The organism is Bradyrhizobium sp. Kon69, from assembly GCF_055807515.1.
In genome coordinates this window covers 22,622-38,821 of record NZ_JBVVOS010000023.1, presented here as the reverse complement: position 1 = coordinate 38,821, position 16,200 = coordinate 22,622, and the positions used below count along the sequence as shown (strand labels likewise).

General features: G+C 65.1%; 16 protein-coding genes. 2 read left to right on the top strand and 14 right to left on the bottom strand.

The genetic code is table 11. The annotated features are described in order from the left end of the window. Window positions 1–8: 8 nt before the first annotated feature. The 5 genes from AC0L3U_RS27615 to AC0L3U_RS27595 are packed head-to-tail and all read right to left on the bottom strand — an operon-like array spanning window position 9 to window position 4,921. Window positions 9–1,145, bottom strand: a complete 1,137-nt coding sequence (locus tag AC0L3U_RS27615) for an NAD(P)/FAD-dependent oxidoreductase (protein WP_473293807.1) — start codon at window positions 1,143–1,145, stop codon at window positions 9–11. 8 nt (window positions 1,146–1,153) lie between these two features. Then, window positions 1,154–1,960 (bottom strand): ABC transporter permease, encoded by an 807-nt coding sequence (locus AC0L3U_RS27610; RefSeq protein ID WP_027570300.1) that lies wholly within the window; start codon window positions 1,958–1,960, stop codon window positions 1,154–1,156. Beyond that, on the bottom strand, window positions 1,957–2,832 hold the full coding sequence (locus AC0L3U_RS27605; protein ID WP_473363937.1) for an ABC transporter permease: 876 nt from the start codon (window positions 2,830–2,832) through the stop codon (window positions 1,957–1,959). The genes AC0L3U_RS27610 and AC0L3U_RS27605 overlap by 4 nt, the downstream gene beginning before the upstream one ends. Continuing rightward, window positions 2,829–3,863 (bottom strand): ABC transporter ATP-binding protein, encoded by a 1,035-nt coding sequence (locus tag AC0L3U_RS27600; protein ID WP_473363995.1) that lies wholly within the window; start codon window positions 3,861–3,863, stop codon window positions 2,829–2,831. Before AC0L3U_RS27600 ends, AC0L3U_RS27605 begins: the two co-directional genes overlap by 4 nt. Window positions 3,864–3,886: 23 nt before the next feature. Next, window positions 3,887–4,921, bottom strand: coding sequence for an ABC transporter substrate-binding protein (locus AC0L3U_RS27595; RefSeq protein WP_473363936.1), 1,035 nt, complete (start codon window positions 4,919–4,921; stop codon window positions 3,887–3,889). Window positions 4,922–5,191: 270 nt separating this feature from the next. On the opposite strand from AC0L3U_RS27595, the gene AC0L3U_RS27590 reads away from it, so the two are divergent. After that, entirely contained in the window at window positions 5,192–6,091 is a 900-nt protein-coding gene (locus AC0L3U_RS27590; protein WP_473347494.1) for a LysR substrate-binding domain-containing protein, read from the top strand. A gap of 254 nt (window positions 6,092–6,345) precedes the next feature. On the opposite strand, the gene AC0L3U_RS27585 is transcribed toward AC0L3U_RS27590, so the two are convergent. From AC0L3U_RS27585 to AC0L3U_RS27545, 9 genes are read right to left on the bottom strand one after another with little or no spacing between them, the layout of a single operon-like run. Beyond that, complete coding sequence (locus AC0L3U_RS27585; protein ID WP_473363935.1) at window positions 6,346–7,719, bottom strand: amidohydrolase family protein; 1,374 nt, start codon at window positions 7,717–7,719, stop codon at window positions 6,346–6,348. After that, window positions 7,716–9,299 (bottom strand): ABC transporter substrate-binding protein, encoded by a 1,584-nt coding sequence (locus AC0L3U_RS27580; protein WP_473363934.1) that lies wholly within the window; start codon window positions 9,297–9,299, stop codon window positions 7,716–7,718. Before AC0L3U_RS27580 ends, AC0L3U_RS27585 begins: the two co-directional genes overlap by 4 nt. Before the next feature lie 22 nt (window positions 9,300–9,321). After that, window positions 9,322–9,972 carry an aspartate/glutamate racemase family protein gene (locus AC0L3U_RS27575; RefSeq protein ID WP_473363933.1) on the bottom strand — a complete coding sequence of 217 codons (651 nt, stop codon included), beginning with the start codon at window positions 9,970–9,972 and terminating at the stop codon, window positions 9,322–9,324. A gap of 8 nt (window positions 9,973–9,980) precedes the next feature. After that, window positions 9,981–10,865, bottom strand: a complete 885-nt coding sequence (locus AC0L3U_RS27570; RefSeq protein WP_473363932.1) for a polysaccharide deacetylase family protein — start codon at window positions 10,863–10,865, stop codon at window positions 9,981–9,983. Then, the gene (locus AC0L3U_RS27565) at window positions 10,852–11,667 is read right to left on the bottom strand and encodes an ABC transporter substrate-binding protein (protein WP_473363931.1); all 816 of its coding nucleotides are present in this window, start codon (window positions 11,665–11,667) and stop codon (window positions 10,852–10,854) included. The genes AC0L3U_RS27570 and AC0L3U_RS27565 overlap by 14 nt, the downstream gene beginning before the upstream one ends. A gap of 16 nt (window positions 11,668–11,683) precedes the next feature. Continuing rightward, window positions 11,684–12,448 (bottom strand): amino acid ABC transporter ATP-binding protein, encoded by a 765-nt coding sequence (locus AC0L3U_RS27560; protein ID WP_473363930.1) that lies wholly within the window; start codon window positions 12,446–12,448, stop codon window positions 11,684–11,686. Next, the gene (locus AC0L3U_RS27555) at window positions 12,445–13,302 is read right to left on the bottom strand and encodes an amino acid ABC transporter permease (protein WP_456767980.1); all 858 of its coding nucleotides are present in this window, start codon (window positions 13,300–13,302) and stop codon (window positions 12,445–12,447) included. The genes AC0L3U_RS27560 and AC0L3U_RS27555 overlap by 4 nt, the downstream gene beginning before the upstream one ends. Further along, window positions 13,299–14,123 carry an ABC transporter substrate-binding protein gene (locus AC0L3U_RS27550; RefSeq protein WP_473363929.1) on the bottom strand — a complete coding sequence of 275 codons (825 nt, stop codon included), beginning with the start codon at window positions 14,121–14,123 and terminating at the stop codon, window positions 13,299–13,301. Before AC0L3U_RS27550 ends, AC0L3U_RS27555 begins: the two co-directional genes overlap by 4 nt. Before the next feature lie 35 nt (window positions 14,124–14,158). Continuing rightward, window positions 14,159–15,115, bottom strand: coding sequence for an N-carbamoyl-D-amino-acid hydrolase (locus AC0L3U_RS27545; protein WP_473363928.1), 957 nt, complete (start codon window positions 15,113–15,115; stop codon window positions 14,159–14,161). 151 nt (window positions 15,116–15,266) lie between these two features. Here AC0L3U_RS27545 and AC0L3U_RS27540 point away from each other — a divergent pair, with 151 nt between their 5' ends. Continuing rightward, window positions 15,267–16,193, top strand: a complete 927-nt coding sequence (locus tag AC0L3U_RS27540; RefSeq protein ID WP_473363927.1) for a LysR family transcriptional regulator — start codon at window positions 15,267–15,269, stop codon at window positions 16,191–16,193. Window positions 16,194–16,200 lie beyond the last annotated feature (7 nt).

Below are 16,200 nucleotides of genomic sequence, written 5' to 3'. Positions count from 1 at the left end.
CAATATCTCTAGTAGCCGCTGTTGTTCGCGGCACCGGCGGCGCCAAAACGGCTGGCCGAGAACGCGCCGACCAGCTCCGGCTCGAGCGCGCCCTGCGCGACCATCCGCGCGATCTCGAACGCGTGGTTGGAGGCGAGCGTCACGCCGGAATGGCAGCAGGCGACGAAGGCGCCGGGATGCGTCTCCGACTGGTCGTAGATCGGAAAGCCGTCCTGCGGCATGACGCGGATGCCAGCCCAGCTCCTGACCACGTTGAGCCGCGCGAGATGCGGAAACATGCGCTGGGCGCGATCGGTCATCACGGCGCTGATCGAATGCTTCATCGTGCGATCGTCGAGCTCGTCTTCCTTGCTGTCGCCGATCATCACCGTACCCTCGTCGGTCTGGCGGATCGTGGTCAGCGGATGCGGCAGGAACGGCATGGTGCGCTCGGTCACCACGATCTGGCCACGGGTCGGGCCCATCGGGGCGTAGAGGCCGACCATCGGCGCCAGCGTCTGGTTGGCATTGCCGGCGGCGAGCACGATCTTGGCGGCACGGAGCTCGCCCTGCGGCGTCGTCAGGCGGAATTCGCCGCCGCTCTGGCTGATTGCCGAGACCGGACGCTCCGGAAGATAGTCGATGCCGAATGCCTTGAAGCCGGTGTGGAACGCACGAAACGTGCGCAGCGAATTGACGTGACCGTCGAGCGGACAAAAGCTGCCGCCGGAAACTTCAGGCCCGATCAGCGGCAGCACCTTCTTGACCTCGGACGCCGGCAGCATCTCCATCTTGTAGTCGGCGGCACCTGTCTGGTTGTGCATGCGCTTGACCAGCTCGGTGCGCTGGCCGAATTCGTCCTCGCCGAGCGTGAGATGAAAGCCGCCGTTCTGCTGAAGCGAGACGTCCAGGCCGGTTTGCTGCTTGAGCTCGGACGCGAGCCGGCTCCATGCTTGTGACGCCTGCACGGTCCACACCGTATAGGCCGGCATGCCCAGGCCCTTGCTCTGCACCCAGACCAGCGCAAAGTTGGCACGCGAGGCACGCTTGGTGATGTCGCCTTCGTCGAGCACGGCGACGCGCTTGCCGAGCCGGCCGAGGCCCCAGGCGATGGCGGAGCCGAGCAATCCGCCGCCGACGACGGCGACGTCGTAATCTGTTCGCATGGATTCTCCTATCGCCCTGTATCGCCCTTGCCGGCGAGCACGCGGTCGAGCCCGTAGAAGCGGTCGAGCAGAATGAGGGCGGTCATGGTGATCGCGATCACGCAGGCCGAGACCGACGTCACCAGCGGATCGATGTTGTCCTGGATGTACAGAAACATGCGCACCGGCAGTGTTTCGGTGCCGGGTGCCGCGAGGAAGACGGTCATGGTGAGATCGTCAAAGGACTGGATGAAGGCGAGCGCCCAGCCGCTGATGACCCCGGGCAGGATCAACGGCAAGGTCACGCGGCGGAACAGCGTCCAGCCGCCGGCGCCGAGCGAGACCGCGGCCATCTCGACCGAGAGGTCCATGCCGGTCGCCGCCGCCAGCGTCAGCCGCAGCGCGAACGGAAACACGATGATGACATGCGCGATGATCAGCGCGGCGAAGCTGCCGCCGAGGCCAGCCGAGGTGAAGAAGCGCAGGAATGCGATGCCGAGCACGACATGCGGGATCATCAGCGGCGAGAGAAAGAGGGCCGCGAGCGCATCACGGCCGCGGAACCGATAGCGCGCGATCGCCAGCGCCGCAGGCACCGCGAATAGCAACGCCACGAAGGAGGACAGTGCGCCAAGGCCAAGGCTGACCCAGAAAGCATGGACGAATTCGGGATAGTTGGCGATCGCCCTGAACCAACGCAGCGAAAAGCCGTTTGTCGGCAGCGACAGAAAGCCTTCAGGCGTGAACGCGACGAGGCAGACGACGAGGATCGGTGCCACCATGACGATGACGAAGATGGTGTGGAAGATCAGCGCCAGCGGCCCATTCCGGCTCATCGGAACACCTCCGCGTAACGACGCTCGATCAGTGTGTTGCTGCCGACGACGATCAAGACCAGCGCGGCCAGCAGCAGCGTGGCGACCGCCGCACCCAGCGGCCAGTTCAGCGTGTTGAGGAATTCGTCATAGGCGAGCGTCGCCGCGACCTTGAGTCGGCGGCCGCCGATGATCGCGGGCGTCGCAAACGCGCTGGCCGAGAGCGAAAACACGATGATCGCCCCCGACAGCACGCCCGGCATGATCTGCGGCATGATGATGCGGCGGATGATGGTCACAGGGCCGGCGCCGAGCGACAGCGCCGCATTCTCGATCTGCGGATCGAGCCGCTGCAGCGCAGCCCACACTGACAGCACCATGAACGGCATCATCACATGCGCAAGCGCGACCACCATGCCCGCTTCGGTGAACATGAAGGGGATAGGCGCCCGGATCAGCCCGGCCGACATCAAGAGCTTGTTGACGAGGCCGTTGTTGCCGCCGAACAGCAGCGCCCAGCCGAGCGTCCGCGCCACCACGGAAATCAACAACGGCCCCAGGATGACCAGCAGGAAAACGCTCTTCCAGCGTCCGCTCATGCGGTTGAGGATGTAGGCTTCGGGTGCACCGAGCACCGCCGTGAGCAGCGTGGTCAGGATCGCGATGCGAAACGTCCTCCCGAACATTTCGGCATAGTAGGGATCGGTCGCAATCTCTCGCCAGTTCTTGAGGATGAAAACCGGCTCGATGCCCTTGTACTGGCCCCAATCGTGGAACGACAGCATCACGGTCATTGCCAGCGGAATCAGGAGCACGCCGACGAACAGCATCAAAGCGGGCGCGGTCAGCGCCCAAGGCGTGCGTGCGTTTCGTTCCTCGGCGGAAGCGCTCATGCGACGCCCCTCACGCCCATGTCCTCGGGCCGCCAGGTGAGGTGAACGGCCTCGCCTTCGACCGGCTGCGATCGGCCGTCATTCTGGCGGATTACGGTCGCCGGGCCACATTCGCTCTCGCACTGGAACAGCCAGTGATTGCCCTGGAAGATGCGCGTGACGATCTTTGCGCTCAGGCCTGCGTCGCCAAAGTCGATCCGCTCGGGGCGAATGCTGATGGTGACGGGACCGCTGCGCCCGGCAGGCGCAGGCGCGCTCCAGGAGCCGGCGATCAGTCGCGCAGGCGCACTGGTCCGATCGATCGTCGCGGCAAAGTCGTTGGTCTTGCCCAAAAACTGCGAGACGAAGGCCGAGGCCGGCTTCTCATAGGTCTCCTGCGGCGTGCCGATCTGCTCGATCCGGCCCTGGCTCATCACCACGATACGGTCGGACAGCGACATCGCCTCGTTCTGGTCGTGGGTGACGAGGATCGTGGTGGTGCCGATGGTACGCTGGATCTGGCGCAGCTCGATCTGCATCTCCTCGCGCAGCTTGGCGTCGAGATTGGATAGCGGCTCGTCGAGCAGCAGTACGCTCGGCTTGATCACCAGCGCGCGCGCCAGGGCCACGCGCTGCTGCTGGCCGCCGGACATGCGGCGGGGATGGCGATCCTCGTAGCCGGCAAGCCCGACCATCGCGAGCGCGGCGCGGACGCGCTCGGTCCGTTCGCCGCGCGGCACATTGCGCATCTCAAGGCCGAAGGCGACGTTCTCGGCCGCGGTCATGTGCGGAAACAGCGCGTAGCTCTGAAACACGATGCCGAGCCCGCGTTTGGCCGGATGGATCGCGGTCAGGTCTTTGCCTTCCAGCCGGATCGCGCCGCGGCTGGGATCGAGGAAGCCCGCGATCATCTGCAGGGTCGTGGTCTTGCCGCAACCGGAGGGGCCGAGGAAGGAGATGAACTCCCCCTTCCCCACCGCGAGACTGAAGTCGTCGACGACAGTCTGCGCGCCGAATTGCTTGGCGACCCCTTCGAGCTCGAGATAGGCCATCATACTGTCTCCGGTATGACCGATCAGCGCTCGACCTCGCGATTCCAGCGCTTGGTCCATTCCTCGCGCTTCTCGTTGATGACGGTCCAGTCCGGATTATAGAGCTTTGCCGCGCGCTCGCCGATCGGCGCCATCTTGCCGAGCTCGGGCGGGATCACCAGCGATTTCAGCACCGGACCGTAGCCGTAGTCCTTCAGCATCACGAGCTGGATCTTGGGTTCGAGCAGCATCTTGACGAAGCTGGACGCAAGCGGCGAGGCGTTCGGTTTGGTGATCGGACACGCCGTCGTCAGCAACGTCGCGGCGCCCTCCTTCGGATAGACGAAATCGACGGGGAAGCCGGTATTGGCAAAGCTCTGCACGCGGCCGGTGCCCCACACCGCGATCACAGCCTGGCCGGACTGGAACAGCTCGGTCATCTTGCCCGGCGACGGCTCATAGGCCAGCACGTTCGGATTGATCTGCTCCTTGAAGATCTTGAAGCCGGAATCGACGTTGGTTTCGCCGCCGCCGTTCATCTTCGACAGCATCACCAGCGCTTCGAGGCCATAAGTGTTGTTGATCGGCGGGATCACGAGCTGCTTGGCGTATTTCGTGTCCTTCAGATCGTTCCAGGAGGTCGGCGGCGCCCAGCCCTTCTCCGCAAACACCTTGGTATTGTACATCAGGCCGGTCGCGACGATGCCGATGGCGACCGCACGATCGTCCTTGAAGCGCGCGGTGTCGTAGAGATCGGTCGGCAGTCCCTCGAGCTTGCCGCAGAAGCCGAGCTGGATCGCCTGGTACATCGGGCCGTCGTCAACGATGGCGACGTCGATCTGCTGGTTGCCCTTCTGCGCCTGCAGCTTTGCCAGCGTGTCGGTGGAGTTGCCGGCGACGTACTCGACCTTGACGCCGTTCTCCTTCTCGAAAGCCGGGATCACCTCGTCGCGGATGGTCTTCTCGAACGAGCCGCCATAGCCGGCGACGTAGAGCGTCTTTTGTTGGGCCGTGGCGACCGACGGGGCGGCGATGAGTGCCGCGATGCTGACCGCTGTCAGAAGGCGAAGAGTCTTCATGTGGTCCGATCTCCATACCGGAATGAGGTGACGTGCCGACGAGTCTCGTTGGCTGAACCTTCCGCATTTCCTTCCGCGCAGACCCTCTCCGACCAAGGCTCCGGTCCCTGCTCGGCGGGTTTTGGCGCGATCCGGAGGTCGAACCCCTCCAATCTGCCGAAAAAGCGGGCCGTCTCCAGCTCTGATGAAAAAGATCGCAAACTCCGGCTTCCATCGTCCAATGAATAATGGCACCGTCTGCATGCCTAAATGTTATGAATGGAATTCGGGATGGCGCGGATCAATTCGCGGCAGGTGGAAGCCTTTCGGGCGACGATGCTGACCGGAAGCGTGACCGAGGCGGCGGCGCTGATGAAAGTGACGCAGCCGGCGGTCAGCCGGTTGCTCCGCGACCTCCAGGCGCTGCTGAAGATGGAGCTGTTCGAGCGGCGCGGCACCGGCCTGGTGCCGACCGCCGCGGCGATGGCGCTCTACACGGAGGTGGAGCGCTCCTTCGTCGGCCTCGAACGCATCACCGCGGCAGCCGAGGAAATCCGGGGCCGCCGCACCGGCTCACTGCGGATCGCGGCACTTCCAGCATTGTCGAATGGCTATTTGCCGCGGCTCACCGGGCACTTCCTGAAGGAGCGGCCCAACCTCAACCTCGCTTTCTTCGGCGTGATCTCGCCGATCGTGGTCGACTGGGTGCTGAACAATCAGTGTGACGTCGGCTTTGCCGAGGTGCCGATCGCGCATTCCGGCTTGCCGAGCCAGAAGCTGCCGGCGCCGGCGCGTGTGGCTGTACTGCCCACCGGTCACCGCTTGGCGGAAAAGGAAGTGCTGGAGCCGCGCGATTTCGAGGGCGAGACGTTCATCTCGCTATCGGCGGGCTCGTCGAGCCGCCATCTCGTCGACCAGGTCTTCCATCGCCACGATGTCCGCCGCGTGCTCAGGGTCGAGACCACGCTGTCGGAGATCATGTGCGGCATGGTGTCGTCAGGACTTGGCGTCGCCATCTGCGATCCCTTCACCGCGCAGGAATTTTCCACGCGCGGCGTCGTCGTGCGCCGCTTCCTGCCGCGCATCGACTTCGAATTCTCGGCGGTCTTTCCGGCGCAGCGCAGCCCCTCGCCGGTGGCGCTGGATCTGGTCGAGACCATGCGCAAGGCGCTGGTGGAGTTCGAGGACTAAATCGAGAGTTTCGATTGCGGAAGTAGCCCCTCACCCCACCCTCTCCCGGTAAGAACGGGGCGAGGGAGCGAGAGACTGGTGCGTCCTTCACTCTAAGAGCCAGCTGAACGGGCGTGGCGTGCCGCGAGTCTTAACCTCTCCCCGCCCTTTCGCGGGGAGAGGTCGGATTGCGAAGCAATCCGGGTGAGGGGCTGGGCACTGCGTTGCCAGGAGCGGACGCCATCCGGCGCGCAAAGCCAACTCCGAAGTCGCCCTCAACCGTTGAACGCGGCCTGCGCCTCCGGCAGGTCCCAGATCTTGCCGATCGCAGCAGTCCCCGCCGCTATGATCGCCGCCTCGTCAGCGCCGAGATAGCGACCGGCATCGATCAGCATGCGACCGTCCACCATGACCTGATCGATATTGGCGCGATTGGCGAGCGCGATCAGCGCGCGGCGTGGGTCGAACAGCGGCTGAAGATGCGGATGGGTGAGATCGACAATGGTAAGGTCGGCGGTCGCGCCCGGCTCGATGCGGCCGAGGTCAGGCCGCTTGATCACGTCTGCGGCGACCGCCGTGTTGGCCTCGATCAATTCGGGCGAGCTCGCGACATCAGCGCGCGCCGAGGTGATCTTGGAGATCAACGACGCCGCATTGAGCTCGCCGAGCAGGTCCATGTTGTAGCCGTCGGTACCGACCACGGTGCGAACGCCGTGTTCCGCGAACCGGCTGAACGCGGCGGTGACGCCGGCGCGCGCGAACACGCGCGGGCAGTTGAGGACCGTCATGCCGCGCGCGGCCATCAGCTTGAGATCGTCGTCGGTGCTGAACATGCAGTGCGCCGCCATCAGATCGGGCGCCAGCAGGCCCAGCCAGTCGAGATATTGCGCCGGTGTGCGGCCGCCATAGCGCTTGCCGATGGTTTCGACCTCGGCGCGGCTCTGCGCCATATGCGTCGTTATGGGCACGCCAAGCTCGCGCGCCCGCGCGGCACAGGCCTTGAGCAGATCGGGGCCGCAGGTGTCGGTGGCGTGTGGGCTCATCGCAAGGCCGATGCGACCGTCGCCACGATTATTCCATCGCTGGTAGAGCGCATCCCAGGTCGCCATGTCGGCAGTGCCGCCATCGCCGGAGTAGTGAACCACGCCGTCGGGGCCAGCCTTGGCGTCCGACGTCGAGAACAGATAGGGCGCGCCGTAGAAACGGATGCCCATCTCCTCGGCGGCGTCGAACATCTCCGGGATGGAATTGCGGAACGGCTCCATCACCGTGGTGGCGCCGCCCTTCAGGAGTTGGAGGATGCCGAGCCGCGCGACCGCCATGCGCTCTTCCGCCGACAAGATATCTGCACCGCGCTTGGTCAGCGGCAAGAGCACCGTGTAGACGATGCTCTGGTTGTTGCGGCGGCCGTTGCCGTCCTCGGTGTGGCTGCGCGCCACCGCTTCCGAGAAGCAGTGATTATGCAGGTTCAGCAGGCCGGGCAGAACGAAGCGGCCGGGACGGTCATGCACCTCGTCCGCGCGCGGCTTGTCGCGCGTGACCGCGGCAATCTTCTTGCCTTCGACCAAGACCCAATGGTCGCGCAACACGTCCTGCGCGCCGTCCTTGCGTGACAGCACATAGCTGCCGAAAATTGCTGAGGTGCTCATGCGGGGCGTACGTTCCAGAAGACGGCGGTGCCGTCGAGAATGCCGGTGATGGCTTTGCGGTAGGCGGTCGGCTGCTTGTACAGGCCGATCGGGATATAGGGGATTTCCTGGAACGCCACTGCCTGAATCTCGCGACAGATGCGCTGCTGCTCCGCGAGCTCGGAGGCCGCGAGCCACTGGCTGCGCAAGGTCCCCATCTTCTCACTCGCATACCAGCCGGCAACCTTGCCCTCGCCGCGGATGTTGGTGTTGCCGGCCGGGTTGAGCCAGTCGATGCCCTGCCAGTTGCCGACCGCCGCGCTCCAGCCGCCCTGACCGATCGGATCCTTCTTGAGCTGGCGTTGCAACACCACGGCGAAATCGAGCCCGGCATATTCGACGTTCATGCCGGCCTTGCGCAAGGAATCGACGGCGATCTCGCCAAGCGGCTTCTGCGCCAGCGAGTTGGTGGGCACGAGCACCACGATCTTCTCGCCATTATAGCCGGCGGCCTTGAGATCGGCCTTCACCTTGGCGTAGTCGCGCGGGCCGCGGAACACATCAAGACCGACCTCGCTCGCCATCGGCGTATTCGGCGCGAAATAGCCGATCGGGGAGACCTGGAAGTTCGGATCGGTACCGGCGACCGCGGTCATGAAGGCGGATTGATCGATCGCCCCCAACAGCGCGCGGCGAACGGCAGGCTTGTCAAACGGCGGCTGCAGATGATTGAGACGCAGCATGCAGGCATAACCCCGGGGATCGAGGATGCGCGTCTCGATGTCGCCGGCAGCCTTGATGATCGGCAGCAGGTCGTGCGGCGTGGTCTCCTGCCAGTCCTGCTCGCCGGTCTGCAGCGCGGCGACGCCGGTACCGGCATCGGGCGTGGTGGTCCAGACCACCCGATCGTAATGCACGATCTTCGGACCCGCGGTCCAATCCGGCTTGCCGTCGCTGCGCGGCTGATAGCGTTCGAATTTGGCATAGGCATTGCGCGCGCCCTGCACGCGCTCGTCGGCGAGATAGCGGAACGGACCGCTGCCGATCACTTCGGTCAGCGGCTTGAATGGGTCCTGACTCGCGAGCCGTTCCGGCATCATGAAGCAGGCGTTGATCGCGGCCTTGCCTAGCGCCTGCGGCAGCAGCGGGAATGGACGCTTGAGGCGGAAGCGGATGGTGCGGTCGTCAGTGGCCGACAACTCGTCCGTCGCCTCCATCAGCTCACCGCCAAAGCCGTCGCGCGCGGCCCAGCGGCGGATGCTCGCGACGCAGTCGCGGGCAAGCACGCGCTCGCCGTCGTGCCAGAAGAGGCCGTCGCGCAACGTCAGATCCCACTGGAGCTGGTCACTGGAAATGACGTGGCCCGACAGCATCTGCGGCGAAACTTGCAGGGAGGAGCTCATGCCGTAAAGCGTGTCGTAGACCATGAAGCCATGGTTTCGCGACACCTGCGCCGTCGAATAGATGGGGTCGACGAAAGCGAGGTCGATGACGGGAATGAAGCGCAACGTAGTCTGGGATTCGGCGCGCAGGATGCCCGGGAATGACAGCGCCGGCACAGCGGCTGCGGCCTTGAGGAGCGAACGACGAGAGACGGGCATTGCAAGAGGCTCCTGAAGGATCTTACGTGTTCAACAACACCGCACCGATCGCAGCGGCCACTGCCTGCTGCGCCGGCTCGACCACGGGCACACCGATGGCATCCGCAATCGCCGCGCGATGCGAGGCCATGCCGGCGCAGCCCATCACCACGACGTCGGCGCGGCATTGCGCAACCAGCGCGCGGCCGGCTTCGATCAACCGTCCCCGGATATCCGCGCCTGCCGTCTCGGCCGCGCTCGCACCGACCGACCAGCTTCCGGCATAGCGGCTATCGACACCCATCAGCCGCACCATCCGCTGCTGGCGGCGAATGCTCGACGGCGACAGCGCAATGACGCCAAAACGTTCACCCAGCATCATTGCGCGAAAGATGCCGCACTCGGCGATGCCCATCACCGGGCGCCCGCCGGCCGCCTCGCGCACCGCATGCAGGCCGGGATCACTGAAGCAGGCGAGCACGAAGGCATCCGCATCGTCGCGCGACACACGGTTGACCAGCGGCATCACAACGCTGTCGGCGTCGCGCTGCGAGCTGATGCCGGGCGGGCCCTCGGCAAGGCCAACGACCTCGATTGCCGGTCCGCCGGCGGTGCGCAGCGGCGCGACCGCATCATCGATCGCCGCCGTCACCGAAGCGGAGGAGTTGGGATTGATGACGAGGATGCGAGTCATGGCATGGCTCAGCTGTTTCCGGCCTCGTGGCGCAGGAAGTTGGCTGCGATCTTCTCACCGGTCGTGATCCAGACGTCCGGGCACGACTTTGCGTAAGTCAGAAACTCACGCAGCAGGCGCAGCCGCATCGGTCGGCCGCTGCATTGCGGATGCAGCACGGTCGTCACCATCGCGCCCCAGTCTCTGGTTTCGTCGAGCTCGTCCTTCCAGATCGAAAGCACATGCTCCTTGGGGAAAATCGAGCGCGGACTGAAGCGCGCGGACAGGCCGTGCATCCAGTCGTCATAGCTTGCGGTCACCGGCAGCTCGATCGTGCCGGGCTTGCCGTCGGCGAGACGATGCCGATAGGGCCGCACGTCGTCGCGAAACGAGGAAGTGTAGACGATGCCGTGACGCACCAGCGCCACCCGCAGCTCCTCGGTGAACTCGCCGTAAGGCGCGCGGTAGCCGGTCGGCCTGACGCCAAGCCGGCGCTTGAGCGCCTCGAAGCCGCGCTCGAGCTCCTCCTCGATCCAGGGATCGCCGGGATCGGGAAGGAGATGATGATAACCGTGGTGGCCGATCTCATGGCCCGCTTTGAGGATGGACTCGGCCATCGCCGGATGCGCGTCGACCGACCATCCCGTGACGAAGAAGGTCGCCTTGAGATCGAGCTGGTCGAGCAGCTCCAGCAATTTCGGCGTGCCGACGCGCGCCTCATAGCCGCCATAGCTCATGGTGATGAGCCGCTGCGCGTGCACCGCGTCCTTGCTGGTCCAGGCGCTCTCCGCGTCGACGTCGAACGACAGGAACATCGCGGAATTGTACGGCTTCGGCCAGGGGTATTCCGGCGCAGGATCCGCGGTGTTGGCTGGGGTGAGCGGAATGCTCTGGAGTGCCTTACTGTCCAGCATTGAGGGTCGCCTTTTCGAGTGCGTTGTCGGTCAGTTTCCACTTGGCGAGCAGCGTGCGATAGGTGCCGTCCGCGATCAGCGCATCGACCGCCTCCAGCATCGCTTGCTGCAGCGCCTTTTCCTTGACCGGCAGAGCGATGCCGGTGAATTGCTGCGCGATGGGCTCGCCCACAGTCGCATAGGTGCCGGGCTCGAGGTCCATGATGTAGGGCAGCGTCTCGTTGCCCTGGGCGGCGGCATCGATGCGGCCCTGCCTGAGCTGGGTGCGGGCATCGGCCGAGCCGTCGGTGCCGACGAACTGGATCGGGTTGGTGCCGCAATTCTTCTCGCTCCAGGCCGCGATCTGCGCCGGGAACATGGTGCGGCGGCTGGCGCCGACCTTCTTGCCGCAGAGCGCGGCTGCGTCCTTGAACTCCGCCTTGCGCGACTGCTGCACGAAGAACTGCGGGCCGCTGCGCAAATAATCGACGAAGGACGCGATCTCGTGCCGGCTCGCATAGTCCGTAAAGCCGGACAGGATGGCATCCACCCGGCCCGTCGAAATCGACGGCATGAACTCGGCAAAGCTGGTCTCGGTCCATTCGATCTTGACGCCAAGCTTGCGCCCGAGCGCCTCGCCGAGATCGATGTCAAAGCCCGACAGCGCGTTGGTGCCGGGATCGCGGAACTCCATCGGCGGATAGTTCGGCACCACGGCCACCTTGATGCTGCCTCGCTTGGTGATCTCCGCCGGCAACTCGATCGCCATCACCGACGCGCTCATGGCGCCCAGAAACGCCGCCGCAACCAAAAGTCTCTTCATCAACACGCCCCCAATGCTAGATCACAGCCGAAAGAAATGCCCTGGTGCGCTCCTCGCGCGGCGCGCCCAAAACGTCGGAAGCGCGCCCCTGTTCGACGATCGCGCCCTGGTCCATGTAGACGACGCGGTCGGCGACCTCGCGCGCGAAGCCGAGCTCGTGCGTCACCACCAACATGGTCATGCCGCTCCGCGCCAGCTCCTTCATGACCGCCAAAACCTCGCCGACGAGCTCGGGATCGAGCGCGCTGGTCGGCTCGTCGAACAGCATCAGCATCGGCTTCATCGCCAGCGCACGGGCGATGGCGACGCGCTGTTGCTGGCCGCCGGAGAGCTGGGCGGGATACGAGTCCGCTTTGGCCGACAATCCGACGCGCCGCAGCAACTCGATCGCCTCCGCACGCACCTCGTCGGGCTTTCGGCCCTGAACCTGGAGCGGACCTTCGGTGATGTTTTCGAGCGCTGTTTTGTGCGGAAACAGGTTGAAGCGCTGGAACACCATGCCGGTCTTCAGCCGCTGCCGCCCGATTTCGCGCTCGCTGAGCCGATGCAGCCGGCCGCCCTGCTCGCGCACGCCCAGGAGCTCGCCGTCGAGCCAGATGCCGCCGCTGTCGATCGCGGCGAGCTGGTTGATGCAGCGGAGCAGCGTGGTCTTGCCGGAGCCGGAGGCGCCGATCAGGCACATCACCTCTCCGGGCCGGATGTCGAGCGAGACATTTTTGAGAGCCTGAAACTCGCCAAAACTCTTGCTGACGGAGCGGATCGCGACGAGGGGTTTTGTCATCGCGCGAGCCGCAATGTGCCGCGCGCAAAACGGCGTTCGAGCAGCATCTGGAGCGGCGTCAGGACCGAGACCACGAGCAGGTACCAGAGCCCGGCGACGATCAGGAGTTCGATCACGCGCGAATTGGCGTAGTAGATGTTCTCGGCGTTGTGCAGCAACTCCGGATATTGGATGACGCTGGCCAGCGAGGTCGCCTTCACCATGCCGATGAACTCGTTGCCGAGCGGCGGGATCACCACTCGCATCGCCTGCGGCAGCACGATCCGGCGCAGCGCACGCAAGCGTCCCATGCCGATCGCCTGCGCCGCCTCATATTGCCCGATATCGACCGACAGCATGCCGGCGCGCATCACTTCCGACGTATAGGCGCCCTGGTTGATGCCGAGCCCGAGCAGCGCGGCGAGGAACGGCGTCATGACGTCGACGGCGCGCGCGCTCCACAGCCCGGGAATGCCGATGGTCGGAAACACCAGCGCGAGATTGAACCACAGCAGCAGTTGCAGGATCAGCGGCGTGCCGCGGAACAACCAGGTGTAGCCGGCGGCAACGGTCTTCAGCACCGGGTTGGGCGACAGCCGCATGATCGCAACGACCACGCCGAGGAAGATGCCGAGCGCCATCGCCAGCACCGCCATCACCATGGTGTTGACGATGCCTTCGAGAATGACCTTTGCGGTCAGGAAGCGGCTGACATAGGACCATTCGATCTGGCCGGCCGCAAACGCACGCACGATCAGTGCGAGCACAGCAACGATCAGCGCGGCGCTGAGCCAGCGAAACCAATGCGGCTCGCGCGCGATCCGCATCCCCGACAGGTCGGGAAAACCCTCCGCGAGTGCCGGTGCCGTCTTCATTGCGATGCCGCGTTCAGCATGGGCTGGGCGACCGCATTGGCGCCGAGACCCCATTTGTCGAGGACAGCCTTGTAGGAACCGTCGGCGATCATCGCGGTGAGCTTCTCGGTCACCACCTCGCGAAGCGCGGCATCGTCCTTGCGGAACATGATGCCCTGATATCCTTTGGCAAAGGGCTCGCCGATCACGCGGTATTTGCCCGCTTCCTGCGTCTGCGCATAAGGCAGCGTCTCGCTGCCCTGCACGGCGGCGTCGATGCGGCCCTGCTTGAGCTGGTTGCGGACGTCGATCGAGTTCTCGCCCGGCACGTACTGGATCGCCGGCTTGCCGGCCGGCTCGCAATTCTGCTTGCTCCACTTCTCGATCTCGACCGGGAAGCTGGTGCTGCGGGTGGTGCCGACCTTCTTGCCGCAGAGATCGGTCGCGGCCCTGGCTTCGTTCTCCGCCATGACGAAGAACTGCGGGCCGGTCCCGAGATAATCGACGAAATCGGCGGTCTCGCGCCGCGAGGCGCGATCGGAGATGCCGGAGATGATGAAATCGGCGCGCCTGGTCTGAAGCGACGGGATCAATTCGGCGAACGGCGTCTCGCTCCACACGATCTTCACGCCGAGGCGCTTGGCGAGCTCGTTCGCCAGATCGACGTCGAGCCCGACGAGCTCATTGGTCGCGGGATCGCGGTATTCCATCGGCGCGTAAGTGGAGTTGACCGTGAGCTTCAACGCGCCCGCCTGCTTGATCTCAGCCGGAAGCTCTGCCGCCTGCGCGGACGTCGCGGCCGCCAGCGCTGCGATGCCGAGGAAATACGAGAGGCGCGTCATATCGGCTCCTTTGCCAACGTTGTTGGAACATCCTGTCAGTCTGCGTCGAGAACCGCGGGTTCGATCACGCCGGCGCGTTCGGTGATCACCCTGTATTGCTCCGGCCGCCGGTGGGCGGCGAAGTTGAACATCTTGTCCTTGCCCTGGCGGCAGAGGTCGAGATCGATGTCGGCGACGATCACCTCGTCAGTCAGCGTTGCGGCCTGCGCAACGATGCGGCCATTGGGATCGACGATGCAGGAGCCGCCGATCAGCCCGGAGCCGTCCTCCTCGCCTGCCTTCGCCACCGAGATCGCCCAGGTCGCGTTCATGTAGGCGTTGGCCTGCGTCACCAGCGTGGAGTGGAAGGTGCGCAAGGAGGCGTCTTCCGTGCTGCCGCCATTGGGATCATAGGCCGCCGAGTTGTAGCCGATGCAGACGAGCTCGACGCCCTGCAGGCCGAGCACGCGCCAGGATTCCGGCCAGCGGCGATCGTTGCAGATCATCATGCCCATGATGGCATGGGCCCAGGCCGAGCCGGAGCGGAAGGCCGGAAAGCCGAGGTCGCCATATTCGAAATAGCGCTTCTCGAGCTGCTGGTAGCGCGCACCTTGTCGCGGCTCGACCGAGCCCGGCAGATGCACCTTGCGATAGCGACCGAGCAGTTCGCCGTCGCGATCGACCAGGATGGCGCAATTGTAGCGGCGTCCATCCGGCGTCAGCTCGGCATAGCCGACATAGAAGCCGACGCGCAGCGCACGCGCACGGTCGAACAAGGCGGCGACGTTCGGGTTCGGCATGCCGCGTTCGAAATAATGGTCGAGCGCCTCGCCTTCGAGCAGCCAACGCGGAAAGAATGTGGTGAAGGCAAGCTCGGGAAACACCACGAGGCTGGCGCCGCGGCCGGCCGCCTCCTCCAGCAGCGCAAGCATCCGCGACACCGTATGCTCGCGCGTATCGGCTTTTTGCGTCGGCCCCATCTGTGCGGCGGCGGCGCGAAGGACACGAACCAAGATTGCCTCCAATCTGTGCGCAGTGGCGCCTCAATGGGCGGATGAACCCTTTGATGCCACGTGCAAATCCGCTGCCATTACGCGGAAGCGGGGCTGCAAAATCAATTCGTTCTGCTATGATGTTTTGGCCCAGAGTATAATCGGCAGTGATATGAACCTGCGCCAGCTCGAGATTCTCCGCGCCGTCATCCGCCACCGCACCACGGTTGCGGCCGCCGACGAGCTGGCGTTGTCGCAGCCTGCCGTCAGCAACGCGCTGAAGACGATGGAGGCGCAGGCAGGTTTTGCGCTGTTCGAACGCGTCAACAACCGGCTGTTTCCGACCACGGAAGCGATGGCGCTCTACAAGGAGAGCGAGGCGATCTTCGCGCTGCACGCAAAGCTCGAGAACCGCGTGCGCGATCTGCGCGAGAACCGCTCCGGGCATCTCGCGCTGGTCGCGACGCCGCCGCTCGCCTACAGCATCATCCCCTCGGCCCTGTCAGCCTTCCTGCGCCGCCGCCCGGAGACGCGGGTGTTCTTCGACGTGCGGCGCTATGAGGGTATCATCGAAGGCGTGCTCAACCGCGTCGCCGAGCTCGGCTTCGCGCTCGGGCTGACACATCATCCAGGCATCGCCCATGAGGTGGTGCACACCGGCGAGATGGTGTGCGTGCTGCCGCCGCAGCACCCGCTCGTCGATCGGCCGGTGATCTCGGCAGCCGACCTGTCCGGCCTGCCCTTCATCGGGCTTGAGCGCGGCACGCGCCTCGGTGAAGCTGTGCGTGACAGTTTTGCCCGCGCCGGCGCGCCGTTCCAACCGACCGTCGAGGTGCGCTACTGCAACACGGCCTGCGTGCTCGCCGCCGCCGGCGTCGGCGCCGCCGTGGTCGATCCCTTCTCGCCGCGGCAGAACGGCGGGACCGGCCTCATCGTGCGGCCGTTCGCGCCGACGACGCACGCGGTGGCCTATATGCTATGGTCGGAAGCCGAGCCGCTGTCGCGCCTGGCCAAGGCGTTTCTCAACGAGGTCCGGAAAGAGAGTGCACTGCTGGAGCGCACAGCGCCACACCAGCAACATGGGGCAGGAAGCGACTGAGCTTGAC